Annotated in this window: 26 protein-coding genes and 2 CRISPR repeat arrays (1 of these 28 cut by a window edge); of the genes, 15 read left to right on the top strand and 11 right to left on the bottom strand. The window is 69.2% G+C overall.

Annotation, left to right across the window (positions count from 1 at the left end):
• Positions 1-13 precede the first annotated feature (13 nt).
• A complete protein-coding gene (locus AB0J97_RS01135; RefSeq protein WP_364082976.1) occupies positions 14-541 on the top strand; it encodes a DUF6886 family protein in 528 nt (175 codons plus the stop codon).
• Here the strand turns inward: AB0J97_RS01135 and AB0J97_RS01130 are convergent.
• Genes AB0J97_RS01130 through lysS form a run of 4 tightly spaced genes read right to left on the bottom strand, consistent with a single transcriptional unit; the run spans position 516 to position 4,457 of the window.
• Complete coding sequence (locus AB0J97_RS01130; RefSeq protein WP_364082973.1) at positions 516-1,478, bottom strand: 2-dehydropantoate 2-reductase N-terminal domain-containing protein; 963 nt, start codon at positions 1,476-1,478, stop codon at positions 516-518. The genes AB0J97_RS01135 and AB0J97_RS01130 overlap by 26 nt on opposite strands.
• Before the next feature lie 19 nt (positions 1,479-1,497).
• Entirely contained in the window at positions 1,498-2,226 is a 729-nt protein-coding gene (locus AB0J97_RS01125) for a glycosyltransferase family 2 protein (RefSeq protein WP_364082970.1), read from the bottom strand.
• A 60-nt stretch (positions 2,227-2,286) separates the two neighbouring features.
• The gene (locus AB0J97_RS01120) at positions 2,287-2,847 is read right to left on the bottom strand and encodes an AAA family ATPase (RefSeq protein ID WP_364082967.1); all 561 of its coding nucleotides are present in this window, start codon (positions 2,845-2,847) and stop codon (positions 2,287-2,289) included.
• A complete protein-coding gene (gene lysS / locus AB0J97_RS01115; RefSeq protein WP_364082964.1) occupies positions 2,844-4,457 on the bottom strand; it encodes a lysine--tRNA ligase in 1,614 nt (537 codons plus the stop codon). Before lysS ends, AB0J97_RS01120 begins: the two co-directional genes overlap by 4 nt.
• Before the next feature lie 89 nt (positions 4,458-4,546).
• Between lysS and AB0J97_RS01110 the strand changes: the two genes are divergently transcribed.
• Positions 4,547-5,062 carry a DinB family protein gene (locus tag AB0J97_RS01110; RefSeq protein ID WP_364082961.1) on the top strand — a complete coding sequence of 172 codons (516 nt, stop codon included), beginning with the start codon at positions 4,547-4,549 and terminating at the stop codon, positions 5,060-5,062.
• A gap of 3 nt (positions 5,063-5,065) precedes the next feature.
• Here AB0J97_RS01110 and AB0J97_RS01105 read toward each other — a convergent pair whose 3' ends face one another.
• Positions 5,066-6,178, bottom strand: a complete 1,113-nt coding sequence (locus tag AB0J97_RS01105; RefSeq protein WP_364082958.1) for an ROK family transcriptional regulator — start codon at positions 6,176-6,178, stop codon at positions 5,066-5,068.
• A 90-nt stretch (positions 6,179-6,268) separates the two neighbouring features.
• On the opposite strand from AB0J97_RS01105, the gene xylA reads away from it, so the two are divergent.
• From xylA to AB0J97_RS01090, 3 genes are read left to right on the top strand one after another with little or no spacing between them, the layout of a single operon-like run.
• Positions 6,269-7,420, top strand: a complete 1,152-nt coding sequence (gene xylA / locus AB0J97_RS01100; RefSeq protein ID WP_357692757.1) for a xylose isomerase — start codon at positions 6,269-6,271, stop codon at positions 7,418-7,420.
• Positions 7,417-8,160: a sugar phosphate isomerase/epimerase gene (locus tag AB0J97_RS01095; RefSeq protein ID WP_357692755.1), complete on the top strand. Its 744-nt coding sequence runs from the start codon at positions 7,417-7,419 to the stop codon at positions 8,158-8,160. The genes xylA and AB0J97_RS01095 overlap by 4 nt, the downstream gene beginning before the upstream one ends.
• A gap of 37 nt (positions 8,161-8,197) precedes the next feature.
• Complete coding sequence (locus AB0J97_RS01090; RefSeq protein ID WP_364082953.1) at positions 8,198-9,301, top strand: Gfo/Idh/MocA family oxidoreductase; 1,104 nt, start codon at positions 8,198-8,200, stop codon at positions 9,299-9,301.
• Positions 9,302-9,305: 4 nt separating this feature from the next.
• On the opposite strand, the gene AB0J97_RS01085 is transcribed toward AB0J97_RS01090, so the two are convergent.
• The gene (locus tag AB0J97_RS01085; protein ID WP_364082950.1) at positions 9,306-10,586 is read right to left on the bottom strand and encodes an esterase-like activity of phytase family protein; all 1,281 of its coding nucleotides are present in this window, start codon (positions 10,584-10,586) and stop codon (positions 9,306-9,308) included.
• Positions 10,587-10,814: 228 nt separating this feature from the next.
• Between AB0J97_RS01085 and AB0J97_RS01080 the strand changes: the two genes are divergently transcribed.
• From AB0J97_RS01080 to AB0J97_RS01065, 4 genes are all read left to right on the top strand, one after another.
• Positions 10,815-11,093 carry a hypothetical protein gene (locus AB0J97_RS01080; protein WP_357692749.1) on the top strand — a complete coding sequence of 93 codons (279 nt, stop codon included), beginning with the start codon at positions 10,815-10,817 and terminating at the stop codon, positions 11,091-11,093.
• Positions 11,094-11,181: 88 nt separating this feature from the next.
• Positions 11,182-11,544 (top strand): nuclear transport factor 2 family protein, encoded by a 363-nt coding sequence (locus tag AB0J97_RS01075; RefSeq protein WP_364082947.1) that lies wholly within the window; start codon positions 11,182-11,184, stop codon positions 11,542-11,544.
• A gap of 246 nt (positions 11,545-11,790) precedes the next feature.
• Complete coding sequence (locus tag AB0J97_RS01070) at positions 11,791-12,126, top strand: hypothetical protein (protein ID WP_357692745.1); 336 nt, start codon at positions 11,791-11,793, stop codon at positions 12,124-12,126.
• Positions 12,127-12,143: 17 nt separating this feature from the next.
• Positions 12,144-12,497, top strand: a complete 354-nt coding sequence (locus AB0J97_RS01065; RefSeq protein WP_357692743.1) for a YbaB/EbfC family nucleoid-associated protein — start codon at positions 12,144-12,146, stop codon at positions 12,495-12,497.
• A 15-nt stretch (positions 12,498-12,512) separates the two neighbouring features.
• Here AB0J97_RS01065 and AB0J97_RS01060 read toward each other — a convergent pair whose 3' ends face one another.
• Positions 12,513-13,421 (bottom strand): hypothetical protein, encoded by a 909-nt coding sequence (locus AB0J97_RS01060; protein WP_364082943.1) that lies wholly within the window; start codon positions 13,419-13,421, stop codon positions 12,513-12,515.
• Positions 13,422-13,628: 207 nt separating this feature from the next.
• Here AB0J97_RS01060 and AB0J97_RS01055 point away from each other — a divergent pair, with 207 nt between their 5' ends.
• From AB0J97_RS01055 to AB0J97_RS01040, 4 genes are all read left to right on the top strand, one after another.
• The gene (locus AB0J97_RS01055) at positions 13,629-13,919 is read left to right on the top strand and encodes an SRPBCC family protein (RefSeq protein ID WP_364082940.1); all 291 of its coding nucleotides are present in this window, start codon (positions 13,629-13,631) and stop codon (positions 13,917-13,919) included.
• 108 nt (positions 13,920-14,027) lie between these two features.
• Positions 14,028-14,579, top strand: coding sequence for an RNA polymerase sigma factor (locus tag AB0J97_RS01050; protein WP_364082937.1), 552 nt, complete (start codon positions 14,028-14,030; stop codon positions 14,577-14,579).
• Positions 14,576-15,433 carry a hypothetical protein gene (locus tag AB0J97_RS01045; protein WP_364082934.1) on the top strand — a complete coding sequence of 286 codons (858 nt, stop codon included), beginning with the start codon at positions 14,576-14,578 and terminating at the stop codon, positions 15,431-15,433. The genes AB0J97_RS01050 and AB0J97_RS01045 overlap by 4 nt, the downstream gene beginning before the upstream one ends.
• The gene (locus AB0J97_RS01040; protein WP_364082931.1) at positions 15,424-16,428 is read left to right on the top strand and encodes a S8 family serine peptidase; all 1,005 of its coding nucleotides are present in this window, start codon (positions 15,424-15,426) and stop codon (positions 16,426-16,428) included. Before AB0J97_RS01045 ends, AB0J97_RS01040 begins: the two co-directional genes overlap by 10 nt.
• Here the strand turns inward: AB0J97_RS01040 and AB0J97_RS01035 are convergent.
• Positions 16,422-17,033 (bottom strand): hypothetical protein, encoded by a 612-nt coding sequence (locus tag AB0J97_RS01035; protein WP_364082928.1) that lies wholly within the window; start codon positions 17,031-17,033, stop codon positions 16,422-16,424. The two genes, AB0J97_RS01040 and AB0J97_RS01035, sit on opposite strands and share 7 nt — an antisense overlap.
• A gap of 826 nt (positions 17,034-17,859) precedes the next feature.
• On the opposite strand from AB0J97_RS01035, the gene AB0J97_RS01030 reads away from it, so the two are divergent.
• Entirely contained in the window at positions 17,860-19,203 is a 1,344-nt protein-coding gene (locus tag AB0J97_RS01030) for a site-specific integrase (RefSeq protein ID WP_364082925.1), read from the top strand.
• 331 nt (positions 19,204-19,534) lie between these two features.
• Complete coding sequence (locus tag AB0J97_RS01025; RefSeq protein ID WP_364082922.1) at positions 19,535-20,212, top strand: DUF2637 domain-containing protein; 678 nt, start codon at positions 19,535-19,537, stop codon at positions 20,210-20,212.
• Between the two features lie 87 nt (positions 20,213-20,299).
• A CRISPR array of direct repeats spans positions 20,300-22,214; the repeat unit is 29 nt; unit sequence CGGATCACCCCCACGGGCGTGGGGAGCGG.
• 85 nt (positions 22,215-22,299) lie between these two features.
• Here the strand turns inward: AB0J97_RS01025 and AB0J97_RS01020 are convergent.
• From AB0J97_RS01020 to AB0J97_RS01010, 3 genes are read right to left on the bottom strand one after another with little or no spacing between them, the layout of a single operon-like run.
• Positions 22,300-22,452, bottom strand: coding sequence for a type I-E CRISPR-associated endoribonuclease Cas2 (locus AB0J97_RS01020; protein ID WP_364082919.1), 153 nt, complete (start codon positions 22,450-22,452; stop codon positions 22,300-22,302).
• Positions 22,453-22,495: 43 nt separating this feature from the next.
• The gene (locus AB0J97_RS01015) at positions 22,496-23,020 is read right to left on the bottom strand and encodes a hypothetical protein (protein WP_364082916.1); all 525 of its coding nucleotides are present in this window, start codon (positions 23,018-23,020) and stop codon (positions 22,496-22,498) included.
• Positions 23,007-24,233 (bottom strand): hypothetical protein, encoded by a 1,227-nt coding sequence (locus AB0J97_RS01010; RefSeq protein ID WP_364082913.1) that lies wholly within the window; start codon positions 24,231-24,233, stop codon positions 23,007-23,009. Before AB0J97_RS01010 ends, AB0J97_RS01015 begins: the two co-directional genes overlap by 14 nt.
• 307 nt (positions 24,234-24,540) lie before the next feature.
• Positions 24,541-24,611: direct repeats of the CRISPR family, unit length 24 nt; it runs 1,481 nt beyond the window's last position.

Here is a 24,611-nt window from a genome sequence, read left to right as displayed (position 1 = left end):
CATGATGGCGGGTATGAGACCCGAGCCAGGCCAGGTGCTGCATTTCTCCGAGGACCCGACCATCGAGCGGTTCGTGCCCCATGTCGCGGTGACGTCCTCGCTCGTCGAGCCGTACGTGTGGGCGGTGGCCCACGACCGCTGCCCCGACTACTGGTTCCCGCGCGCCTGCCCGCGGGCGATGGCCTGGCGCGGTCCGGACACGGCCGACGAGGACGTGACCAGGATCGTCGGCGCGGGCTGCGGCGACCGCGTCCACGCTGTCGAGTACGCCTGGCTCAAGGCCATCATGGACGTCCGGCTGTACGCCTACCGCCTGCCCGCGACCGGGTTCGCGCCGATCGGCGACCCGCCGCACGCCGTGGTGTCGAGGGCGCCGGTCGTCCCGGTCGGCCCTCCCGAGCCGGTGGGCGATCTGTTCGAGTTGCACGAGCAGGCCGGGATCCAGCTCCGCGTGCTGGACAACCTGTGGCCGTTCTGGCACGAGGTGACGGGCAGCAGCATGCAGTTCAGCGGGATCAGGCTGCGGAACGCGCGTCGATGAGCGCGGTCAGCTCCTCCACCGGCATCGAGGCGGGTGGCAGCTTCTCGCGGGCGTACCTGTTGGCCTCGCGGCGCAGCACCTCGTTGACCGGCGTGGGCACGCCGTGCTCGCGGCCGAGCAGGACGATCTCGCCGTTGAGGTAGTCGGCCTCGATCGAGCCGCTGCCCCTGGCCAGGCTCTGCCAGGACGATCCGCCGCCGCGCTCGACGCCTTCGATGGGGACGACGTCCACCTGGTGGCCGCGGACCCTGCGCTCGTCCTCGGGGGTGGAGTAGGGGATGCCCGCGTGGTCGAACACGCGCATGGCCTCGGCGCGGGCCCGGTCGAAGAGCTCGACCATGCCGTCGGCGTGCCCGACGAGGGCTTCGACGGCGTTGCCGAGGTTGCTGAGGAGTTTGCCGTGCTTCCAGCGCATGACGTCGGGGGTGGCGCTGGCCAGCAGGCCGTGTTTGCCGAGGTCGTCGGCGATGCGCCCGGCCAGGTCGTCCACAGCCTGGGGATAGCGTCCGACGTGCAGCAGGCCCGAGTACGGGTGGCCGTAGGCGGCCACGACGCCGGGTTCGAGGTGCTGGGAGGGCAGCCACACGCACATGCCGTAGACGTGCTCGGACCTGCGCAGGACGGTGCGCTCGTTGGCCACGCCGTTCTGGGCGCAGACGACCGGCAGGTCCGCCGGCCAGGGGTCGAGGGCGGCCGTCGTGTCCTGCGACTTGGTGGCCAGGATCAGCACGTCGCCGTCGCGGGTGGGGACCGGGCCGGAGGTGGCGGGGATGTGCAGGGTCTCGTCGGAATCGGGGGTGATCAGGCGGAGTCCGTCACGTTTGAGCGCCTCGTAGTGCGCGCCTCTCGCGACGAGCAGAACCTCGTGCCCGCCCTGGTGGAGGCGGGCGCCGATGGTGCCGCCGACTGCTCCTGCTCCGATCACTATGTAGCGCATTGTCCGAGAATGTCACTTCTTACTTCGCCAGCGCCACTTCGGTCTGCGGGACCAGGGCGGTGCCGCGCGTCCGCTCGCGCATGATCGTCTTGAGTACGCGCCAGCCGTCGCGCACGGCGTGCAGGTTGCTCGCGCCGTGGATCCGGGAGCGCTCGTGGCTGGGCACCTCGTGGATGACCAGACCGGCCTGGGCGGCCCGGACGTTCATGAGCGTCTCGATCTCGAAGCCGTCGCAGTCGAGCTCCATGGCGTCCAGGTGGTCGCGCCAGAAGGCGTTGTAGCCGTAGCACAGGTCGGTGAAGCGGGTGCCGTACAACAGGTTGGTCAGGCCCGTGAGGAACTTGTTGCCGAGCGAGCGGATGGGGCTCAGGTCGTCGGAGCCGCCGCCGGGGGCGTACCGGGAGCCCTTGGCGAAGTCGGCGCCGTCGATGAGGGTCTCGACGAAGGAGCGGATCTCCTTGCCGTCGGTCGAGCCGTCGGCGTCGATCATGACGATGATGTCGCCTCTGGCGGCCTGGAAGCCCTCGATGAGGGCGTTGCCCTTGCCGCGCCGGCTCTGCACGACGACCCGGAGGTCGGGGCGCAGCCTGCGCGCGACGGCGATGGTGTCGTCGGTCGAGTTGCCGTCGACCAGGATCACCTCGTCGATCCAGTCGGGCAGCGTGGCGAAGACGTGGGGGAGGTTCTCGGCTTCGTTCATCGCGGGGACGATGACACTGACACTGGCGGCGAAGGGCTGCTTGTTCATGGGTACAAGGTGCACCTGCACACATGCAGCCCACTTGACACTGCCTTGCAGTGATCCTACTTATATGCGATCTCCGCTGACCAATGCCTCGTCGGCCCGCGCGACGATCTCGGAGACGGTCTCGTCGGGGGTCTGGCCGGAGGTGTCCAGCCACAGGCCGATCCGCGGTGTCCCGGCCCGTAGGGTGGCGTCGAGCTGGGCGATCGTCCAGGCGCCGTAGCCGGTCTTGGCGCGTTCGCGCTCGCGGCGCTCGACGGCGGCGGCGTCGGGGGCGAGCACGACCACCCGAAGCGGACGGGTGCGGATCCACGTGGTGAACCGCTCCAAGTCTTCACCAAGAACCACATCTTGCACAATTGACGTGAATCCGGCTTGGAAATACAAGTCCGCCGTCTGGGCCGCGAGCCGGTAGCGGAGGTGGAGCTGGCGCACCGCCTCGTCCGCCGCCTCGTCCGCCGCCTCCTCCGCCCTTGGCGTCATCTCGGCCCGGCCGCGCACGACCATGCGGCGGAAGGCGTCGCCCCGGACATGGACCGACCGCGGCAGGCGCTCGGCCAGGGCCTGGGCGACCGTGGACTTGCCCGAGGCCGAGATCCCGGTGACCAGGACGACGCCCTTCACCCGCCGACGAGCTTCCGCACCCGGTCGGCGCCCACGGCCATGAGCAACGTGGGCAGCCGGGGCCCGGTGTCGCGGCCGACCAGCAACCGGTAGAGCAGGACGAAGAACGCGCGCTGGGCCGCCTTCAGCTCCGGCGTGGGCTTCGCGTCGGCGTCCAGGCCGGCCTGGAGCTTCGGCACGCCGTAGACCAGCGCGGTGAGGCCGTCGAGCGTCCAGTCGTCGAGGCCCTCGGCCAGCAGCCGCAGCGACTCGCGCTCGGTCTGGCCCAGGGAGTCCAGCAGGGCGTGGTCGGGCGTCTCGCGCACGCGGGTGCGCTGGTCGGCGGGCAGGTGGTCGGCCACCCAGCGCCGCGCCCGGTCGAGCCGGGGGCGGGCCTGGCCGAGGTCGTCGACCGCGTCGAGGTCGCGCAGGATGCGCAGCGCCTGCTCGTCGTGGCCGGTGGTGATGTCGAGGATCGAGGCGAGCGTGCGGTAGGGCACCGGGCTCGGCGTGACCGGCAGCGGCCCGGCGGCGGTGCCCACGGCGCGGCCGTGGGCGGCCAGCTCGGCGGGCTGGGCCTGGCCGGCGGCGACCTTGCGGGCCAGGGCGTCCCACTCGTCGTAGAGGCGCTGGATCTCCTGGTCGAAGGCGATCTTGAAGGACTGGGCGGGCTTGCGGCGGGCGTACAGCCAGCGCAGCACGGGGGCCTCCATGATGGCCAGCGCGTCGGCCGGGGTCGGCACGTCGCCTTTGGAGCTGCTCATCTTGGCCATGCCGGTGATGCCGACGAAGGCGTACATCGGGCCGATCGGCTGCTCGCCGCCGAACACCTCGCCCACGATGCTCCCGCCGACGATCCAGGCCGAGCCGGGGGAGTGATGGTCGACGCCCGACGGCTCGAAGACCACGCCCTCGTACGCCCACCGCATCGGCCAGTCGACCTTCCACACCAGCTTGCCGCGGTCGTGCTCGGCCAGGCGCACGGTCTCGCCGAACCCGCACTCGCAGGTGTAGGCCAGCTCGGTCGTCTCGTCGTCGTACGCGGTGACCTTGGTGAGGTCGCGCTCGCACAACTCGCAGTACGGCTTGTACGGGAAGTAGTCCTCCACCTCCCGCCCGCCGTCCTTGGTCCGGTACGCGGCCAGGATCGTGTCGATGCTCGACCGCTCACGCACGGCCAGCAGGATCTGCTCCCGGTAGGCCCCCGAGGTGTACTGCTCGGTCTGGCTGATGCCCCGGTAGTCGACCCCCAGCTCGGCCAGCGCGGCGACCATCGGCGCCTTGAAGTGCTCGGCCCAGTTGGCGTGCGGGCTGCCCGGCGGGGCCGGCACCGAGGTGAGCGGCTTGCCGATGTGCTCGGCCCAGGCCGGGTCGATGCCCGCGGGCACCCTGCGGAAGCGGTCGTAGTCGTCCCAGGACAGCAGGTGCACGCATTCGAGGCCGCGCCGCCGGATCTCGTCGGCGACGAGGTGGGGGGTCATGACCTCGCGCAGGTTGCCCAGGTGGATGGGGCCCGAGGGGCTGAGCCCGGAGGCGCAGACGATCGGTTTGCCCGGGGCACGACGCTCCGCCTCGGAGATCACCTCGTCCGCGAACCTGGAGACCCAGTCGGCCTCTGCACTTTCCGCCATCGAGCCATTGTCGCGGCTCGCCCGGGTCATGCGCGAACCAGCCGAAAATGCGGTGCGTTGCAGAGAAGCCGTGCAGTAGTCTCCCGCGCATGACGCCACCCCGTGTACGTCCGCCTTTCGTGGCCGACGAACGTACCCAGCTCGTCGGCTGGCTGGACATGCAGCGCGCGATCGTCCACTGGAAGTGCGAGGGCCTGTCCGAGGCCGACGCCCACCGTGTCGTCCTGCCCAGCTCGCCGCTGATGACGATGGCCGGCCTGGTCGCCCACATGCGCTGGACCGAGCACTGCTGGTTCGAGGTGCTCTTCATGGGCGGCAGCTCCGAGGGCAACCCGCAGTTCCTGGAGGAGCCCGAGGATGCCGACATGCTGGTCGAGGGCGTCACGCTGGCCCAGCTCCTCGACGACTACGCCAAGCAGTGCGAGCGCTCCAACGAGATCGTCGCCGCCCACTCGCTCGACGACGTCGGCAAGCACCCCGACTTCCGGTCGGCGGCGTCCTCGCTGCGCTGGGTGCTGATCCACATGGTCGAGGAGACCGCCAGGCACGCCGGTCACCTCGACATCGTCAGAGAGCTGGTCGACGGGAACAAGGGCTACTACTGACCTTCACAGGCCCAGCACGCCCGCCGGGTCGGCGATGATCCGCTGAATGACCATCCCGGCCGCCCCGAGCACCGCCGCGTCCGCGCCGTTGGACGAGACGACCAGGGCGGGCGGCGCGCCGCGCATCTGCCCCAGCCGGGCCCCCAGCACGTCCCGGGCCGGCGACTCCAGCCACGGGAAGAGCGGGGCGAAGATCCCGCCGAGCACGATCCTGCCGGGGTCGAGCAGGTGCACGGCCGAGGTGAGCGCCACCCCGAGCGCGTCCCCCGCCCGCGCGCAGGCGTCCAGCGCTCGCCGGTCGCCCGCGGCCAGCGCGTTCACCAGGGCGGCGACCGAGTCCAGGCCGCCGAGCAGGGCGTCCTGGCCCGCGTACACCTCCAGGCAGCCCCGGCCGCCGCAGCGGCAGGCGGGGCCGTCCGGGGTCACGACGACGTGGCCCAGCTCGCCGGCCAGCCCGTACGTCCCCCGGAACACCGTCCCGTCCACGACCAGGCCCGCGCCGACGCCGATCTCGCCGGAGACGTAGAGGAAGTCCGTCGCCCCCGAGCCGAACCACAGCTCGCCGAGCGCCGCCAGGTTCGCCTCGTTGTCGACCGCGCACGGCAGGTCCAGCAGGTCGGCCACCCGTACGTCGCGCCAGCCCAGGTGGGGGGCGTTGCGCAGCAGGCCGCCCTCGACCGTGCCGGGTACGGCCAGGGCGGCGCCGATGATCCGCAGCCCGGCGCCCTCGGCCTCGGCGGTGACCTCCTTCACCAGGTCGCGCAGCAGCTGGAGCACGCCCGCCGGGTCGGAGCCGCGGTTGTCGGCCGGACGGGTGCGGCGCAGGCGTACGGACCGGGTGAGGTCGACCACGCAGGCGGCCAGGTAGTCGATGTTGACCTCCAGCCCGAGCGCCGCCACGCGATGCCCGCTCAGCTCCACGGCCACGCCGGGCCGTCCGCGCTCGCCATCGCGCACCGCGCCCGACTCGCTCACCGCCCCGGCCTCCAGCAGGGCCGCGACCAGGCTGGACACGGTGGTCTTGGTCAGCCCGGTGCGCTCGGCCAGCCCCGCCCTGGTGAGCGGCCCCTGCCGGTGGACGGCCTGGAGTACCACGGCCAGATTGCGGGCACGCATGGAATCATGCCGGACCCCCCTTGACGCCACCATGCATGCCTCCTCAGGATTATGTGCAGATTATGGACTAAAGGTTGGGGACACCGACACATGTCATCCTTCACTCCGACACCCGCCGACCGCTTCACCTTCGGACTCTGGACCGTGGGCTGGCAGGCCCGTGACCCGTTCGGGGACGCGAGCCGTCCCGCGCTCGACCCCGTCGAGAGCGTGCACAGGCTGGCCGAGCTCGGCGCGTACGGCGTCACCTTCCACGATGACGACCTGCTGGCCGTCGAGCCCGACCGGGACAAGGCGATCGCCGCCTTCCGCAAGGCCCTGGACGAGACCGGGATGAAGGTCCCGATGGCCACCACGAACCTGTTCACCCACCCGGTGTTCAAGGACGGCGCGTTCACCAGCAACGACCGCGACGTCCGCCGGTACGCCCTGCGCAAGGTCCTGCGCAACATCGACCTGGCCGCCTCGCTCGGCGCGACCACGTACGTGTGCTGGGGCGGCCGCGAGGGCGCCGAGTCCGACGCGGCCAAGGACGTCAAGGCGGCCCTCGACCGCTACAAGGAGGGCCTGGACCTGCTCTGCCAGTACGTCCTCGACCGTGGCTACGACCTGCGCTTCGCCCTGGAGCCCAAGCCCAACGAGCCGCGCGGCGACATCCTGCTGCCGACCATCGGCCACGCCCTGGCGCTCATCAACGACCTGGAGCACCCGGAGATGGTGGGCCTCAACCCCGAGGTCGGCCACGAGCAGATGGCCGGGCTCAACTTCGTCCACGGCATCGCCCAGGCGCTCTGGCACGGCAAGCTGTTCCACATCGACCTCAACGGCCAGCACGGCCCCAAGTACGACCAGGACCTGATCTTCGGCCACGGCGACCTCAAGAGCGCCTTCTTCCTGGTCGACCTGCTGGAGAACGGCGGCTACGACGGCCCCCGCCACTTCGACTACAAGCCGCTGCGCACCGAGGACCCCGACGACGTGTGGGACTCGGCCGCCGCGAACATGCGCACGTACCTGATCCTGAAGGAGAAGTCGCGCGCCTTCCGCGCCGACCCCGAGGTCCAGGAGGCCCTGCGCGCCTCCCGCGTGGACGAGCTGGCCCGGCCCACCCTCGCCCAGGGCGAGACCTGGCAGGACCTGGCCGGCGACGACTTCGACCCCGAGGCGGCGGCCCGGCGCGGCTTCCACTTCACCCGGCTCAACCAGCTCGCCCTTGAGCACCTCATGGGGGTCCGCGGATGACCCGGCCGCTCAGCGTCCAGCTCTACACCGTCAGGGACCAGCTCGCCGCCGACCGCGACGGCACTCTTGAGCGCATCGCCGGCATCGGGTACGGCGCCGTCGAGCCCTTCGACCCGACCGACGACCCCAAGGGCTTCCGCCAGGTGATCGACGACCTGGGGCTCGCGGTGAGCAGCACGCACGCGTACGCGCTGCTCAGCAGGGAGCCCGCCGAGGTCTTCGACGCCGTCGCCACGGTCGGCGCCGACCTGGTGATCATCCCCGGCGGCGTCCCCGAGGCCGAGTTCACCACCCGCGACGGCCTCTCGCGCACCGCCGACCTGCTCAACGGCCTGGCCGAGCAGGCGGCCGGGCACGGCATGCGCATCGGCTACCACAACCACTGGTGGGAGATCGAGCCCAGGATCGACGGCCGGCACGCCATCGAGGCGCTGGCCGACCTGCTCGCCCCCGAGGTGTTCCTGGAGATCGACACGTACTGGGCGGCCGTGGGCGGCGCGGACGTGCCCGCCCTGCTCGGCCGCCTGGCCGGTCGCACGCTCGCGCTGCACGTCAAGGACGGGCCGGTGGTGAAGGAGGAGCCGCACACGGCCGTCGGGTCGGGCGCGATGCCCGTGCCCGAGATCCTGGCCGCCGCGCCGGACGCCTGGCGCATCGTCGAGCTCGACACGTGCGCGACCGACCTGTTCACCGCGCTCGCCGACAGCCACGCCCACCTCACCCGCCTGGAGCGCTCTTGAGCAGCAGGCTTGTCCGTCTTACCCGCCTGGAGGGCTTTTGAGCAGCGGACCCGTCGGTGTCGCGGTCGTCGGCGCCGGGATGATCAGTGCCCAGTACCTGCGCAACCTCACCGCCTTCCCCGACGTGCGGGTGCTCGGCGTCGCCGACCTCGACACCGATCGGGCCGCCGCGGCGGCCCGCGAGCACGGCGTGCCCGCCTCGGGCGGCCTGGCCGAGATCCTCGCCCTGCCCGAGGTCGAGATCGTGGTCAACCTGACGGTCCCGGCCGCGCACGCGGCCGTCGCGCTGGAGTCCCTGCGCGCCGGCAAGCACGTGTACGGCGAGAAGCCGCTCGCCCTCGACATGGACCAGGCGGCCAAGGTCATGGCCGAGGCCGCCAATTTGGGCCTGCGCGTCGGCGGCGCCCCCGACACCTTCCTCGGCCCCGGACTCCAGGCCGCGGCGCACGCCCTGCGCTCCGGCCTGATCGGCGAGCCGGTCGGGATCACCGCCGCGTTCCAGAACCTGGGCCCGGAGTCCTGGCACCCCGATCCCGAGTTCTACTACCGGCCCGGCGGCGGCCCCCTGTTCGACATGGGCCCCTACTACCTGACCGCGCTGGTCTCCCTGCTCGGCCCGGTCGCCCGGGTCGCGGGCGGCACGCGCAGGGCCCGCGCCGAACGGATGATCGGCTCGGGCCCCAAAGCCGGCACCCTGTTCCCCGTGGACGTGCCCACCCACGTCAACGCCCTGCTGGACTTCCCCGGCACGGCCACCGCCACCACGACCTTCAGTTTCGACTCGCCCGTCAGCCGCAAGCTGATCGAGGTCGTCGGCACCGAGGGCGCCCTGCTCCTGCCGGATCCCAACACCTTCGGCGGCCCGCTGCTGGCCCGCGGCCCGCACGACGCCGACTGGCGCGAGCTGCCCGTCGCCGACGGCACGGCCGGGCGCGGCATCGGCGTGCTCGACCTGGCCCGGTCGCTGCGCGCGGGCACGCCGCACCGGGCCTCGGGCGAGCTGACGCTGCACGTGCTGGAGCTCATGACGGCCATCACCGAGTCGGGCGAACGCGCCGAGTTCCGCCCGATCACCTCGGCCGTGACGGCTCCCGAACCCCTGCCCGCGGACTGGGACCCGTACGCGAGCACGTTGTCCTAGGAGCTCAGAAGAGCGGCTTGGCCAGGCGGATCGTCAGGATCCGGCTGGTCACGCCGGAGTCCACCAGGCGGCCGTCGGCGTCGAAGGTGCCGAGGCCGAAGTCGTTGTCGTTGGCCACGGCGAGCGTCACCGGGTCGAGCAGGGCGACGCCCTCGATCTTGCCCGGCAGGCCGGCGATCGCCGCCAGGTCCACGGACAGCGCCTTGGTGGCGACGGTGACGTTCGACGGCAGCGACGCCTCCAGCGACGGCGTGGTGGCCGGGTCGTCGTGCGGGCCGCCGAGCAGGTTCGTCGCCCGGCGCAGATCCACGGTGTAGAGGCGGGCCACGGCGTCGGTGCGCTCCTGGAGGAGCAGGCGGCCGGGGCTCAGCACGTTCAGGGCCGAGATCTTCATGTCGCCCTGCTCGGCCGCCGGGTCGAAGGTGGCCACGTTCTCCATGGTGTAGGCCCACTCGCCGGTCGGGCGGCCGGTACGCAGGTCCACCCGCAGGATGCGGGCCGTGCTCGACGCCTTGCCGGTCTTCTTGTCGGGGTTGGCGAGCGGGCTCTGCACGGCCAGGTACAGGGCGCGCTCGGCCTGCGAGACGCCGAGCGCCTCGATGCCGCGGTTCTGCTGCCGGGTCGCGAGGATCGCGGGCAGCGTCTCGTGGACCGGGTAGCCGGCGCCGGTGAGGTTCAGGCCCTTGGGGACGTACCGGGCCAGGATGCGGCCGTCGCCCGCCACGTGGAGCAGCGAGGGGGAGTACTCGTCCACGAGCCAGAAGCCGCCGCGGCCGTCGGTGACGATGTCCTCGGTGTCCAGGCCGTTCGGGTCGTAGGTGAGCTGGGTCAGGCCGTCCCAGGTGTAGGGGACCTCGTCGTGGCCGGGCTGGTTGGACAGGCCGGTGATCGGGGTGCCGTCGGAGGTCTTCAGCGGGATGCTCTCCACGATGCGCGCCACGCCCTGCCGTACGGCCACGCGGACGATCGCCGGCGCGAACTCCGGCACCGGGAACGTGCGCCGCTTCTCGCCGTTCACCTTGGGCTCGCCGTTCGGGCCCCGGTCGGTGACCATCCAGAACTCGCCCGCGCGCCGGGCCGGGAACAGGCCGCTGCCGAGGCCGCCGAGCTTGACGCCGCGGGAGTCCTTGACTAGGCCCGGCTCGAAGGCGGCCAGGTCGGGGGCGGGCAGCGTCACGTCGGACAGGACGCGCGGCTGCCGTCCGGAGGCGGCGTCGGCGGGCGCGGCGACGGTGGTGGCGAGGGCCGCGCCGACGGCCAGCATGGCGATGAACGAACGAGACATAACGCTTCCCTTGGCAGCAAACCTACAGACAAGGGTCGAAAGGTATCGACGCTTGATGTCCTACCGCTGAAGGGCAAATGAATTCACCCCACGACATCACACGAAATTTCGTGACGACCGGTGACATGCCGCACGGTCTGACGCTGAGCCGGTTTCCGAGCCCTTGCCTGCCGGTGAGGTCGCCGATCCGGTCGTTCCCTTCCCCTTGTTGAGGGAAGAAGGGGAAGCATGACCCAAGACCCCTTCGAACCCCCAGGAACCGGGCTCATCACGTCCTGGATCGCCCTCCTCGACAACGCCCGCCACGAGAACCGGGTCATCTCGGTACGCCTGCTGAGCGGCGACTCCTTCACCGGCCACGTCACCCGCCGGGGCGACTCGGTGGTCACGGTCGAGTCCTCGGACCGGGCGTCGGGCGGCGTCCGGGAGCACAACCTCGCCATCAGCGCGATCGTGTCGATCACCTTCGAGCCGCCGGCCGGTCCCGGCGGCGCCTCGCCGGCCTGAGCGCCGGACGCGGCCGGTCCGTCGCACGGGAACGCGTCGTCCCGTATCGTCCGCACCAGCGACCCCGTCCACGTGAGGAATGATCAACATGTCCCACGATGTGGTACGACGCGTTTTCCGCACGGTCGACTCGTTCGACCCCGACAAGTTCGCCGAACTGCTGGCCGAGGACGCCACCCTGGTGTTCGGCAACGCCGAGCCCATGGTGGGACGCGACGCCGTCGCCGACGGCCTGCGGACGTTCTACTCGACCATCGGCGGCCTCCGGCACCGGATCGTCAGGGACTGGCAGGCAGGCCCCGACACGATCGCCGAGACCGAGGTCACGTACCGGCGGCTGGACGGCAAGGACGCCGCAGTGGTGGCCGTCTCCATCTGGCGCACCCGGGACGACGGCCTGATCTCGGACTACCGCATCTTCGCCGATCTCGCCCCGGTCTACGAACCCTAGCCCCTGCCCCCTATTCCTGTCGGTATTGTGGACAACCTCGTGGGCCCCGCCCGGTGGCCACGTACCGACAGGAGAACCGCCATGAGCACCCCCGTTCCTCCTACCCCGACCCCGAGCAGCACCCCCGCCCCGAGCCCCAGCAATCCGTCACCCAGCGAGCCCCCGCCGCCGCGCCCAGCGCCCCCGTTCCCGGCCTCCGGCGCGAGCCCGGCGGCCCCCCGGGGTCCCGGGCTGCCGACCACCGAGGTGTACGGCAGCACCTTCACCAAGGCCGCCGGCGCCCTGCTCGCGGAGCGCACCGAGCTGGCGACCGACATCCGCCGCATCCTCGACGCCATAGCCGCACTGGGCGACTTCGCCGGCACGGACGGGACCGCGAACACGTTCAGAAAAAGCTATTCCACGGCCCTGAACAAGGCCGAGACCTACGTCGAAGCCTTGCGCGACGTATACCCGGCAGTGGCCGACCGCCTGGACGACATGAAGACCAGCTTCGACGTCGCGAACTGGGCGACCATCGAATCCCTGCCCGAAGTGTCCGACCCGCCCAAGCTTTCCCCCAAGGACGGAAAGCTCACCTGACACCCCAGGAGCCCCCGATGACCACCCCCGAAGACCCCACTCCCTATCTCGACGACGAGATGCGCCACCTCCTCGACCGGTTCCAGGCCGACGTCCGCCCGCTGGAGGAGTTACAGGAGAGCCTCGACGCCGTCCGCGGCCGGGGTGAGGCCGCCGACGGCCAGGTCAGGGCCGAGGTGACGCCGACCGGCGCGCTCGGCGGCCTGCACATCGACCCGCGGGCCATGCGACTGGGCGCCGACGCCCTGGCCGAGGCCGTCCTGGCCGCCGCGAACGCCGCCGCCGAGGACCTCGCCGCCCAGATGACCGGCCTGATGACGACCGGTCTGACCCCTTTCGCCGACGAGATCCGGCGTTTCACCCGGGAGTGACGACGTGACCGGCCCTCAGTACCGTCGCCATCTCCTGAACTGGTCCTGGCCCGCGGCGACCCCGAGCTTGGCGAGCATCTGCTGCCAGGTCGGCAACAGGCTGACCGGGTCGTCCACGACGTCTCCGGGCCTGTTGAGCGCGTTGGCGGTGGTGCTGAAGATGGTGGATCCGGTCAGGAACACGACCGCGTTCCGCGCCGCCGGGTTCTTCGGCAGCACGTTCGCGGCCTTGCCGAAGTTGGCGGGGTCCACGTGGTAGAAGACCATGGCCGCCGCGAAGTTCTTCAGCATGTACTCGCCGCGGTCGCCCCACGACCCGGTGTCCTCGCCCCTCGCCAGCTTGAACCCGTCGACGACCGCCTGGTCGAGAACGGTGTAGGCGAAGCTGCCCCCCACCGCGTAGATGAACCGCTTCCCCACGGCGTTCTCGAACATCCTGATCAACAGCCGCGCCTGCGACCTGCGCATCGCCCAGTTGATCATCACCTGGACCTTCTTGTCGATCGCCGGCCAGCAGAAGAACATCAGCAGTTCCATCCACTGGATCATGGCCATCGTGCGCAACGTGTGCTGGGTCCGCTCCAGCAACTCCGCATAATCCTCGACGGCGTCCGCCAATCCCCGGATGTAGGCGGAAACCCGCGGCGGATAGGGCGCGATCTCCTTGGTGAAATACCGCCTGAACGCGTCAATTCCCGCGCCGGAACTCGGTGGCCGCCAAACCCTGCTCGCCACCTCCTCCACGTCGTCCAGGCTCGCGTCCACCCGTCCCGCCAGCTGGCGCAACAATTCGGCGGCCGCCCGCGCTCTGGCCGGATCGCCGTCGGGATAGGCCACGCTCAACATCTGCAGCACCACGCCCCCGACCCCGACGGCCGAGAACATGAACCCCGCCATCGGCAGCGCTCTGGAAGACGGACTCATTGGACAACTCCATTCTTCTGGCGTTAATCATAGGATCATCCCACCAATCTCATTGATTACGCCAGCCCCAGGCAGAACTGAAGCCTTGAATCGGCACGCAATTGCTCAATAGCCTCAAGGCGGCTCAGGTTCTGCATCGGAGGTATCGGTAACCCCCGAATTCGCTCACATCTCCGCCGGTTACCATCCCGATCCGGCGCTCTCGATGTGTCACGTGGAACGACTGCGGACACCGGGCGCGAGACCTGGGACTTCTCCCTGGAGGCCGCCGAGCCCGACGAGAGCGAGCGGGACAGCATCCGCTACATCGACGAGGTGCTCCAGGTGGAGGACATCGCCCTGGTGGAGAGCGTCCAGCGAGGGATGCGCACCCCGGCGTTCACCCAGGGCAAGATCGTCTACGACCCCGACGGCTCGGGCCTGTCGGAACACGTCGTCCACCACTTCCACGGCCTGATCCTGGACGCCTACCGCCGCCATCTCGAACAACGGCCATAGGGCCCACAGCCCCGACGCGAAAGGCCGCTTCCGCGTCTTCGTCTGTCACGCCTGCAACCATCCGGACACCTGCTTGTTGTGACATACCCCTACGGAAGGGACGACCGCGTGGGCCCACCGGACCCCCGGCGACGCTTCGAGGAGCTCTACACCGAGCACTACGAGGCCGTCTCCGGATATGTGCGACGGCGTACCGGCGACCCTCACGACGTCGCCGACGTCATCGCCGAGACCTTCACGACCGCGTGGCGGCGGCTCGGCGACGTGCCGTCCGGCGACCGCGCCCGGCTCTGGTTGTACGGCGTGGCCCGGCGCACCCTGGCCAACCACCGGCGCGGCGAGTCCCGCAGGGCGGCCCTCACCACGCGCCTGCGCACCGAACTCGAAGAATGGACCGGCCCCGCGACGGAGGCCGTGCCCGAGACCGCCCGCGCGGCCTTCATGCGGCTGTCGGCCGACGACCGGGAGGTGCTGTCGCTCGTCGCCTGGGAGGGGCTCGGCAACGCCGAGCTGGCCCAGGTGCTCGGCTGCTCGCGCCTCGCCGTGCGGCAGCGCCTGCACCGCGCCCGCAAGCGCCTGGCCACCGAGCTCGCCGCCGACGACCCCGATCTCGCCCGGTACGGTCCGCGGGCCGTCCGTCTCGCCAAGGAGACCTCATGAACCCGCAGCTCGACGACGTCGTCAGGCGGCTCGCCCCGCCCGCCGGACCGGGGCTGACGCCCGGCGCCAGGGAGACGATGTACAAGATCATGGAGGAGGAGCCGGCCCCGGCCCCGGCCCTGCCCACGCGCAGGAGGCGGCGCGCCCTGCTCGCGCTGCCGGCCGCGCTGGGCGCCCTCGCGGCGTCGCTGGCCGTCGTCGTCACCCTCGGGCCCGCCTCGGCCTCTGCCCTCGACGTCAAGGACGAGGGCGGCTACTTCGTCATCGAGGTCAAGGACATGTTCGCCAAGCCGGAGGAGTATCAGCAGCAACTGCGCGACGCCGGGCTCGACATCAAGCTGCGCCTGTTGCCCTCCACGCCCAGCAGCGTCGGCTCGGTCGCTCCGAGCACGGTGGAACCGGACGGGATCGAGGTGATCGACCGTCAGGAAGGCTGCGAGACGGCGGGCGGCTGCCCGATCAGCATCAAGGTCCGCCGGGACTTCAAGGGCTCGGCCGAGCTCGTCCTCGGCCGGGAGGCGCGTCCCGGTGAGGAATACCAGATCATCACCGGCTTCGACGTGCCCGGCGAGCCCATGCACTGCGCGCCGTACTACAACAGGCCCGTCAGCGAGGTGCGCGCCCTGCTCAAGGACCGGGGGGTGGACATCCAGGCGTTCGACGTCCTCGGTCCCGCCTTCTGGACGAAGGACGGCAAGGAGACCGAGCCGGTGACCAAGGCGTCGGTCCCGGAGTCCATGCACGTCGTGGGCGGCTACCTGACGATGGCCGGCAAGGCGGCAGTCCAGGTCAGCGACTCGGACCTGCCCGCCGACCTCGTACGGACGATGAAGGAGAAGACCGGGTGCCCGTGATCGTGCACAAGGCACTGGCCGCCGTCCTGGTGGCCGCGACGGTCGGCGTCGTGCCCGCGCCCGACCTTCCGCAGCCTCCGGATGTGGGCCGGGCGGGCGGTGTCACGTTGATCACCGGGGACCGCGTGATGGTCACCGGCGGCGGCGGATACCGCGTGCGACCGGGGCCGGGCAGGCGGGTGGGGTTCAGCGGCCAGATCCAGGACGGTCACCTGTACGTGATCCCGTCCGACGCCCGGCCGCTGGTCGCCGCGGACCTCCTCGACCGGCGGCTGTTCGACGTCACCCAACTGCTGGCCTGGCGGTACGGCGACGCCGACCGGCCCGACATCCCGCTGATCGTCCAGTCGTCCCAGGGGACGGCCCCGACGTTCCGGGGGGCCGAGGCGGCCCGGCGGCTCGGCGGGCTCGGGATGAGCGCGATGAGCGTTCCCAAGGCGTCCGCCGGGCGGACCTGGCAGGACCTGGCGGCCGGCGCCCACTCCCTCACCGCCGGATCCACCAAGCTCTGGCTGGACGGCCGCCGCTCCTACAACCTCGACCGGAGCGCCGAGCAGATCGGCGCCACCGAAGCCTGGAAACAGGGCATGACGGGCAAGGGCGTCACGGTGGCCGTCCTGGACAGCGGGTACGACCCCGACCACCCCGACCTGAAGGGCGTGGTGACCCAGGAGAAGAACTTCACCGACGACCCCGACATCCGCGACAACACCGGCCACGGCACTCACGTCGCCTCGATCATCGCGGGGGCCGACGCGAAGTACCGAGGGATCGCGCCCGGTGCGAAGCTCGCCGTCGCGAAGGCCGGCACCGCCTTCGGACTGACCGAGTCGGCCATCCTGGCGGGCATGGAGTGGGCCGCCGCCGAGGTCAAGGCCAAGATCGTCAATTTGAGCTTCGGCGCTCCCGACACCCTGGGCCTCGACCCGGTCGAGCAGGCGGTGTCCACCCATACGGCCCGAGCCACGGAAGCAGCCTTCAGCCTGTCTCAGTGATCCGCTGTTTCATTCTCACTCGGCAGGGAATCGCCCGCCCCCCAGAACTCTCTGTAGAGTTTGATCACATCGCGAGCCCAATAAACGATCGCGGTCACTGCTGCCGCTGCGGCGGTCCAACCGACAAAAGTTATCGAGAATATGTGGTCTGTACCAAGTGAGACGATGGCCAGCGTCATCCCGGTACAAGCGGTGACAAGAAAAGTGGTCAACTGGAGAACGGGCCTGCGCCTGAACGCGGCAATCGACGACAGCAGCGAAACAATCCCGACGGAAAGAAGTTCGTAGCCGTGAAATGTCGTGCCTTCGTCGATCCAAGGCGCAGAATATTCGCGGTTCGGCAGGAGCGGCAGCATGGACAGGCCACCTATCGCCGCGCCGAGCAGGATCGATGCCAGGCCGAACTTGACCAGATTCGCAACCTGTGGATCGTCGGCGGCGGATTCGGAATGCTGTTCGTAAACAAGCATCCCAACGAGAACCACAAACGACCCTATGAGGATGATGGGTGCAGAGGCGTCAACAAATTCGGACAATTTGTTGACGACGATGCCGCCCGCTATCAATAATCCGACTTTGACAGAGGTGTTTTTCGAGAAGTTCATCACTCACCTCATGGATGATGCTGGGAAGACAGGAATATCACATGACTGACATTCATGTCAGTCAGATCAGGTGCCTCTTCGTCGCATAGCCATGGACGCGCCACCGGCCCGGACGGCAGGCACCGACGCCTCAACAGAAAAGCCAAGGCCAAGACAGCGGTCAAGGCCGCCAATGCCCTTGAGGCAGGCATCACCGCGCCGGAGACCTACGGGGAGCGCGACACCGTCAACGACCGGCTCGGCAAAGGCCACAACGGCCGATCCGAGAGGACGCGGGACCCGGTGGTCCGGAACGTCGCCGAGCTGGTCACCACGCCCACGGGCCAGGACGGCCCAGCAAGGCGCTCGCGAAGCACCAGGTGGACGCGATGCTCAGGGGTGCAGGGTCGTCCGAACTGCACGCCAGACGGAAGCCGATCTCGTCGGGCACCAGCGTCACAGAGGCGGGCTACCGGGCTCAAGCCGTTGATCACCAAGGGCGCCCACGCCATGGACACGATCTTCGGCGACAGGCCGACGGGTTGACTCCGCGTGAGATGGCTCCCCGATCGGCTCCCATCGACTTCCAGAAATGGAAAAGGGCCCGACCCGCTGAGCGGATCAGACCCTCTACCTGGTCAAACTGTGTCGGGGTGGCGGGATTTGAACCCACGACCTCTTCGTCCCGAACCGCGAGCAGCGCTTCAACAGTAAGTGTTTGAGGCATCACTATTTGTGCAAAATCCCAGGTAGAAGCCCTAGTGTGAGTGTCGCGTGGTCCTGCTGAATGACAGGTGCTGGTGCAGGGTCCACTAACGCGGCGCTAACGGATGATCAGGGAGGTGGCTTGGGCTACTCGTTCAAACGGCTCGACTCGCGCGGTCGGGTTCGCTACACCGCCTGTTACAAGGACATACGCGGGAACGTTGTCTCAGCAGGCACATTTTCGTCCAAGCGGGCGGCAGACAAGGCCTGGCAGCAGGCCGAAGCCCGGTTGGACCAGGGGAAGATCGGCCATCCCAGTCGGGGGAAGCAGACTTTCGATGAGTACGTGAAGAACACCTGGCTCCCCAACCATCAGGTGGAGCCGTCGACCATGCAGAGTTACACGTACACGCTGCACAGGCACATCCTGCCCAGCTTCGGACCCATGCGAATGGTCGACATCCTTCCCGAGCACGTGAGGGCGTGGGTCGCCAAGCTGAAGGACGACGGCGTCAAGCCGCCGACTATCAAGTACGCCAAGGTCCTGCTCAGCGTCATCTTCACGACCGCGCTCAACGACCAGGTGACGTACATCCACCCGTGCCGTGGTGTAAGAACGCCGACTGTTGCGGTGAAGCCCCGGACTGTGATCACGCCCGAGCAGTTCGACGTGCTCTACCAAGCCCTGCCCGACAGCGACACGCAACTGCTCGTCGAGACCGCGATCGAGACCGGGCTTCGGTGGGGAGAGCTGTCCGAACTCCGGGTGAAGGACCTGAACACAAGAACCCGGATCCTGACCGTGAGCCGTGCCGTGGTCGAGGTCAACCCGAAGTTCCACCCGACCGGTGGGCGCTTCATCGCCAAGGAGTATCCCAAGGACAAGGAGTTCCGTCGGTTCAAGCTGAGCCGGCAGGTGGTCGACAAACTCGAGGAACACGTCAGGAGTGAAGGGCTGGATCGCGACGACCTGTTCTTCACCTGGAAGCACGTTCCGCGGGCTCGTTCGTCGACGAAGGCGCTTCCCGACGTGGACACGCTCGGCTGGACCAAGCCGAACGAGCACAGCAGGACGTACAAGCACGGGACGTTGTCCGCCTACAACGCGGGCAAGTGCCGCTGCGAGTACTGCCGCGCGGCTTTCGCGCACTACAGGGCGAAACGCCGAGGCGAGGAAGGTAAGGACGACCCACGCCAGCCCCGGCAGCGCGACACCGACGGCCACATCCCGGCCGACTGGTTCCGGCGGCAGGTCTGGAAGCCCGCACTCAAAGAAGCCGCCTTGGGAATCAAGGTGCGCATTCACGACATGCGACACGCACATGCCTCGTGGCTGCTGGCTGGCGGCGCGGACCTGCAAGTGGTCAAGGAGCGGCTCGGCCACGCCTCCATCGCCACCACCGAGAAGTACCTACACACTCTGGACGACGCCGACGAGACCGCGCTGGAGGCGTTCTCGAAGATCCGGAACAGGTCGTCGAGGTGAGAAAGCAGCCCCGCGCGAGGGGGGCGAAGACCGAGACACCGAGATCTCGATTTCTGAAGAGGAGGAGGATCTGATCAAGGGAAAGGCAGGAGTCGATTTCGGTCGAGAAGGGGCCGGGTCGTTGGACAAGGTTATTCGGGCACGACGAGCTCCATGGTGGTGCTTCCCCCTGGTTCGCCAGCGCTGCCCGTTGGTGCTGGGTAGTCGGCCCATCGACTCGGGACAGGTGCCCATGGGAGTCCATGACGGTGGAGGGGACACGCTCAATACGTACATGCCGTTCACCGCCTCCACCACGCTCCTCCTCCCAGGGTGGGAGGGCTGAGCCGACATGGAACCGAACGTGCGGGCCGTGCGCCGCATCCAGCGCACGACGATAACCGGAGTCCTCCTCCTCGCGACCATCGCGGCCGTCGTGTCATTCCGCCACATGCATGAACTGTGCCTCCGCCACGGCGAAGACCATCTCGCGGCGGTACTTATCCCACTCGCTGTGGACGGCACGATCGTCGTCGCCTCGATGTCCATTCTCATGGCTAACCGGTACGGCTCCCGAGGTGGTTCCCTGGCCTGGGCGATGCTGCTTGTTGGCAGCCTCGCCAGCTTGGGCGCCAACATCGCCATTGCCGAGCCCAGCCTGACCGGCCGCATCATCGCCGCCTGGCCGAGCGCCGCCTTGATTGGCAGCTACGAGCTCTTGATGTCGCAGATCCGTAGAGCTTCTCGGGCGGCTGCCGCTGCTCCAGGCCAGGTGGTAGCAGAAGGGGAGGTGGGCGGCAGCGATGTCCACGACCTCCTAAAGCAGGCGGATTTTCCTGAGAAGGGAACGGAGGATCTTCGTCGGACAGCCTGGAACTGGGCACGGGAAAACCGTCTGCCTGATGGAGCACTACCCTCGGGCCGGGCCATCGCTGAACAGTTCGCTCGGAGTGCTCGATGGGGACGATGGATCAAGCGAGAAGGTCTTGAAGGAAAGCTGGGGGAGCCGGATCGCTTCCCTGCGGTTTGAACAGTTGCAGGTGTACGTGTGGGACATGCCGTTGCTAGCCAACGAACCGCCGCCACGATCACGGCCAGCAACGCGCAGCCTCGGTATCGGATCACCTCCACGGGCGCGGGGAGCGGGGACCGCGCGCATCCGAACGCCGCGCGACCAGCGGATCACCTCCACGGGCGCGGGGAGCGGGGACCGCGCGCATCCGAACGCCGCGCGACCAGCGGATCACCCCCACGGGCGTGGAGAGCGGTCAACCGTCATATCAACCACGGTCTCGTAAAGCGGATCACCCCCACGGGCGTGGGGAGCGGCGTGAGCATGGTCTTTCTGACCCCGCCCTTGCCGGGGTCACCCCCACGGGCGTGGGGAGCGGACGGGGCAGAGGAGCGGGCCGACGACGTTCAGCGGATCACCCCCACGGGCGTGGGGAGCAGACGAGGAGACGTGACGACGGGCGAACCCGGGCCGGATCATCCCCACGGGCGTGGGGAGCGTTGGATCGCCTGCGGTTACCTGGCGGGCCTGGGCGGATCACCCCCACGGGTGTGGGGAGCGGGTTTCAAGGACATCACGGAGAAGTACGACCAGCGGAACACCCCACGGGCGTGGGGAGCGGGACACGTTGTCCATGAAGTTGGAACGGAGCGCCGGAACACCCCCACGGGCGCGGGGAGCGGCGCGAGCAGGGGCGGGGCCTCCCCTCTCTCCGCGGAACACCCCCACGGGCGTGGGGAGCGGAGGCGCAGGAGCGCCCCGGCCGCTACCTGTACCGGATCACCCCCACGGGCGTGGGGAGCGGTGTGGATCGGATCGAGCAGCGGTTCACTGACCGGATCACCCCCACGGGTGTGGGGAGCGGGCCGGGTGGCTGTGGGGCGAGATCCCGCGGGGCGGATCACCCCCACGGGCGTGGGGAGCGGTTGCTCACCCAGCACGGCTGGGCGGGCGTCTCCGGATCACCCCCACGGACGTGGGGAGCGGGACCGCATGGTGCCCGTCCCGGACCCGCAGGACGGATCACCCCCACGGGCGTGGGGAGCGGAACGCGGCGATCAACCCGGCCGATGGCCCGAACGGATCACCCTTACGGGCGTGGGGAGCGGTACCAGGGGCCGCCGCTCCTGGTGAGGGCGTGGGATCACCCCCACGGGCGTGGGGAGCGGGAAACGCGAGCACGCTCGACCGAGTCCTCGAACGGATCACCCCCACGGGCGTGGGGAGCGGCGGATGTACTTGAGCACCACCGGGGACTCTGGCGGATCACCCCCACGGACGTGGGGAGCGGGATCCGGTCGTCAACAGCGGCACCACCAGCATCGGATCACCCCCACGGGCGTGGGGAGCGGTCACGGCACACGAAGATCACGCTGCGCAGGTAGGGATCACCCCCACGGGCGTGGGGAGCGGGATCGAGTCCAGCCAATCGGCCAGTACCGCACCGGATCACCCCACGGGCGTGGGGAGCGGCCCAGCGCGCGGTCTGGAGCCTGGCCGCCTTTCGGATCACCCCCACGGGCGTGGGGAGCGGCTCGGGGCCGGGGTCGAGGCGGCCCCGCTGCGGATCACCCCCACGGGCGTGGGGAGCGGCCGGCGGGCTCCTGCCATTGCGTCGAACAGAGCGGATCACCCCCACGGGCGTGGGGAGCGGTTCTTCGACCGCTCCGCCCCGGCGGTGGATCGCGGATCACCCCCACGGGCGTGGGGAGCGGGATCTGCCCGCGGGTGGGCGTCTCCTGGCCGCCGGATCACCCCCACGGGCGTGGGGAGCGGGCATTCCGAAGATGGGCATGCAGTCACGTAGACGGATCACCCCCACGGGCGTGGGGAGCGGGCGAGGGAACCAGCTCGAACAAATCGGACATTCGGATCACCCCCACGGGCGTGGGGAGCGGAGCAGCCAGGTGCCGGCGGCGGCGAAGACGGCCGGATCACCCCCACGGGCGTGGGGAGCGGTTGCAACACCCCAGTCCAGGGGATGCGATGGACGGATCACCCCCACGGGCGTGGGGAGCGGACTTACTGACCTGCGAAAATATGGCCGACCTGCGGATATGCGAATGTCGGGGTTTGTCGCCGCCCTGTCGGCCGGAACGCAGGCATCAGTGCTGAGCTGGTGTTTCAGGCAGGAAGCGGATGAGTTGAAGGCCGTCGAAGTCGGCGACGTGACGGCGGCGCTCGCCCGCCGTGCGCACCACGAAGTCCTGCTCGTTGTCCGCGGGGCAGAAGACGCTGCTCCCAGCCGTACAGGTCATGTGACGATCCGGTGCCCGACGGACCGCATTGGTGAGCATCGGATCACCACTTCTCGGCCAATGATCGGATCTCGGCTTCGAGATCCGCTCTCCGCAAGGTCGCCGACAGCGCGCCACGGAGCATCACGGCCGCCTGCCTGAAGACCCACTCAGAAGCCTCCACCTCATCGATGCCGGCTCGGTCCACCAGCAGCACGCCGGCAGGCAGTGCCCCGGCCTCCTCGAGGAGCCCGTCCAAGACAGCTGGAGCGAACTCCGCAGCAAGGCCCGCCGCGTACGCCTGGTTCCACAGCATGCTGGGGCATGAGGAATGGTCGGAGTCTGCCGCGTAGGTGACTTCGAAGCTGGTACTCGCTCCCGCGCTGGGTGTGAATTGCCCGCCCAACAGTGCGCGAGGAGCATGCCCGCCGAAGCGGCGCAGTACCTCCACCACCACTCGCGCCGGACCGGCAGAGATCTGGCCCGCAGGACGGGTTGCTGTCAGCCGTCCTGTTGCGGCATAGGAAGCCTCGGGCAGGTCGTCGGCGACGGCGATCTGACCGCCCCCCTCAACATCAATCAGGATCATGTCGCGGGCCCAATCCGTTCATCTTCCGCCACCAAGGGCCGAACTCTGGGTACTTGTCGATGATGTCGGGATCGTAGTTGCGGCCAGGTGGATGCGTCTTGAGCGCTGCGGCGTGCGCCTCCTCGTAGCCCACATTTTGGTCCATCAGCTTGGCCTCGGCCATCTCGTGCCGCATGAAGTTGGTCTGGCCTTCGGTAAGGGGATGCCCTTCCTGTAAGGACTTGCCGATTCGTTCCAGCATTTCATCGTTGGCGCCCGAGTGATCCAGCCTCCCGAGATGCTGCTGCACCCGTGCGACGTCCCCAGGTGAGTACCCGCTTGCGTGTGGCGAGCCGGAACCTCCCGAGCCCGCGGCCTCGACCCGGTTCTCGCCGGCCGCGTGCTTGCCGATCTCGGCCATCGCGGCGCCGGTCATGGTCGCGCCCGCGGCGATGCCGGCGGCGGAGATGATGTTCAGTGGTACCCCGGCTACTGCTCCTACACCGGTGGCGTCCAAGGCCAGGCCGCCGGCTTCGCCGCCGATGCTCGCCGCCATGAGTGCGGCGCCCGCCGCGGCGAGGGCCATGTCTTCTGGATGGTGCAGCATCGCGTTGCCCACAGAGGCGGCGGCGTTGGCTACATCGGCCAGGATGTTCCCATCGTCTCCGGAGTCCTCGCCGTTGCCCTCCAGGCCCTCGGTGCTGGTGGCGGGCGGCTCCGGCTGCACGGGCTGCTTCAGGAGTTCGTCGCGGCGTCGCAGGATCTGGCTGTGCTGATCGTGAATCCATTGGCCCGCCCGTCCGATGTCGCCGCCGGGAGTGCCACCCAGACCGATGCGGAGCAGAGTGGAGGCGAGCGCCTGACCCGCGTCCTGCAGGTCGCCTCCCGCTGTGCGCAGTTCGTTCGCCAGCGCGGTCAGAAGATCGGCATTCCCGCCGATCAGGCCACGAACGGATGAGGGCGGTGGTGCGGTCCCCGTACGAAGATCTGGCAACTGCGGCACCGGCTGTTTGTCTTCGCGCACCATGCGCTGGACGGTCAGGAATGCGGCGGTGAAGGCATTACGTACCAGATCACGTTGCTCGACCAGGCTGTTGTAGAGTTCCGTGCCCGCGGGACCGACGAGCGCTCCCTGCGTGAGCAGGCGAAGGGCTTTGTCCGCCGCGGGCCCGTGCTCCTCCATGAGGCGTGTGATCGCGCCAAGCGCAGCCCGAGCCTCTTCGGATGTGCTCATGGCCTTTCGTTCCTCCTAAGGAGGGGAGGTGACGTGCCGTAAGCGAAGCCTCTTCTTGGTTGAGGTTAATGATGATGGCTCAAGCCTGAACGTATTAGGACGTAGTGCGTTTGTTTGCCTTATTTAGCAATCAGGTATGAGATTGAACCTGTCGGAGACAATTCGCGCTCATGCAACGCGGAAGGGCGAGCGGCCTAGCGGCGCCGTCTCCTGAGGTACCGCTGGCTGGTTGTAGCGAGTGACCAAGGGTTATCGAGATTCCGAGAGTAGGTGGAGCCGCCTTCGTGTGAAGCTGGCGGAGCAGACAGTACGGCCACCACGGACGTGGGGAGCGGCGGACAGGCACATAGAGGTCCGGCAGCGTGCGCGGATCACCCC

The organism is Nonomuraea sp. NPDC049607, assembly GCF_040675375.1.
Taxonomy (GTDB): domain Bacteria; phylum Actinomycetota; class Actinomycetes; order Streptosporangiales; family Streptosporangiaceae; genus Nonomuraea.
This window is presented reverse-complemented; position numbering and strand designations above follow the sequence as displayed.

What these genes read in the sequence shown, in the direction of transcription:
- AB0J97_RS01045 (WP_364082934.1), top strand. Translation starts at nt 14,576, where the DNA reads ATGAACCCGCAGCTCGACGACGTCGTCAGGCGGCTCGCCCCGCCCGCC.
- AB0J97_RS01010 (WP_364082913.1), bottom strand. Translation starts at nt 24,233, where the DNA reads ATGAGCACATCCGAAGAGGCTCGGGCTGCGCTTGGCGCGATCACACGC.
- AB0J97_RS01095 (WP_357692755.1), top strand. Translation starts at nt 7,417, where the DNA reads ATGACCCGGCCGCTCAGCGTCCAGCTCTACACCGTCAGGGACCAGCTC.
- AB0J97_RS01075 (WP_364082947.1), top strand. Translation starts at nt 11,182, where the DNA reads ATGTCCCACGATGTGGTACGACGCGTTTTCCGCACGGTCGACTCGTTC.
- AB0J97_RS01035 (WP_364082928.1), bottom strand. Translation starts at nt 17,033, where the DNA reads ATGAACTTCTCGAAAAACACCTCTGTCAAAGTCGGATTATTGATAGCG.
- AB0J97_RS01080 (WP_357692749.1), top strand. Translation starts at nt 10,815, where the DNA reads ATGACCCAAGACCCCTTCGAACCCCCAGGAACCGGGCTCATCACGTCC.
- lysS (WP_364082964.1), bottom strand. Translation starts at nt 4,457, where the DNA reads ATGGCGGAAAGTGCAGAGGCCGACTGGGTCTCCAGGTTCGCGGACGAG.
- AB0J97_RS01025 (WP_364082922.1), top strand. Translation starts at nt 19,535, where the DNA reads ATGGAACCGAACGTGCGGGCCGTGCGCCGCATCCAGCGCACGACGATA.
- xylA (WP_357692757.1), top strand. Translation starts at nt 6,269, where the DNA reads ATGTCATCCTTCACTCCGACACCCGCCGACCGCTTCACCTTCGGACTC.
- AB0J97_RS01135 (WP_364082976.1), top strand. Translation starts at nt 14, where the DNA reads ATGAGACCCGAGCCAGGCCAGGTGCTGCATTTCTCCGAGGACCCGACC.
- AB0J97_RS01125 (WP_364082970.1), bottom strand. Translation starts at nt 2,226, where the DNA reads ATGAACAAGCAGCCCTTCGCCGCCAGTGTCAGTGTCATCGTCCCCGCG.
- AB0J97_RS01020 (WP_364082919.1), bottom strand. Translation starts at nt 22,452, where the DNA reads ATGACCTGTACGGCTGGGAGCAGCGTCTTCTGCCCCGCGGACAACGAG.
- AB0J97_RS01105 (WP_364082958.1), bottom strand. Translation starts at nt 6,178, where the DNA reads ATGCGTGCCCGCAATCTGGCCGTGGTACTCCAGGCCGTCCACCGGCAG.
- AB0J97_RS01065 (WP_357692743.1), top strand. Translation starts at nt 12,144, where the DNA reads ATGACCACCCCCGAAGACCCCACTCCCTATCTCGACGACGAGATGCGC.
- AB0J97_RS01085 (WP_364082950.1), bottom strand. Translation starts at nt 10,586, where the DNA reads ATGTCTCGTTCGTTCATCGCCATGCTGGCCGTCGGCGCGGCCCTCGCC.
- AB0J97_RS01060 (WP_364082943.1), bottom strand. Translation starts at nt 13,421, where the DNA reads ATGAGTCCGTCTTCCAGAGCGCTGCCGATGGCGGGGTTCATGTTCTCG.
- AB0J97_RS01130 (WP_364082973.1), bottom strand. Translation starts at nt 1,478, where the DNA reads ATGCGCTACATAGTGATCGGAGCAGGAGCAGTCGGCGGCACCATCGGC.
- AB0J97_RS01015 (WP_364082916.1), bottom strand. Translation starts at nt 23,020, where the DNA reads ATGATCCTGATTGATGTTGAGGGGGGCGGTCAGATCGCCGTCGCCGAC.
- AB0J97_RS01110 (WP_364082961.1), top strand. Translation starts at nt 4,547, where the DNA reads ATGACGCCACCCCGTGTACGTCCGCCTTTCGTGGCCGACGAACGTACC.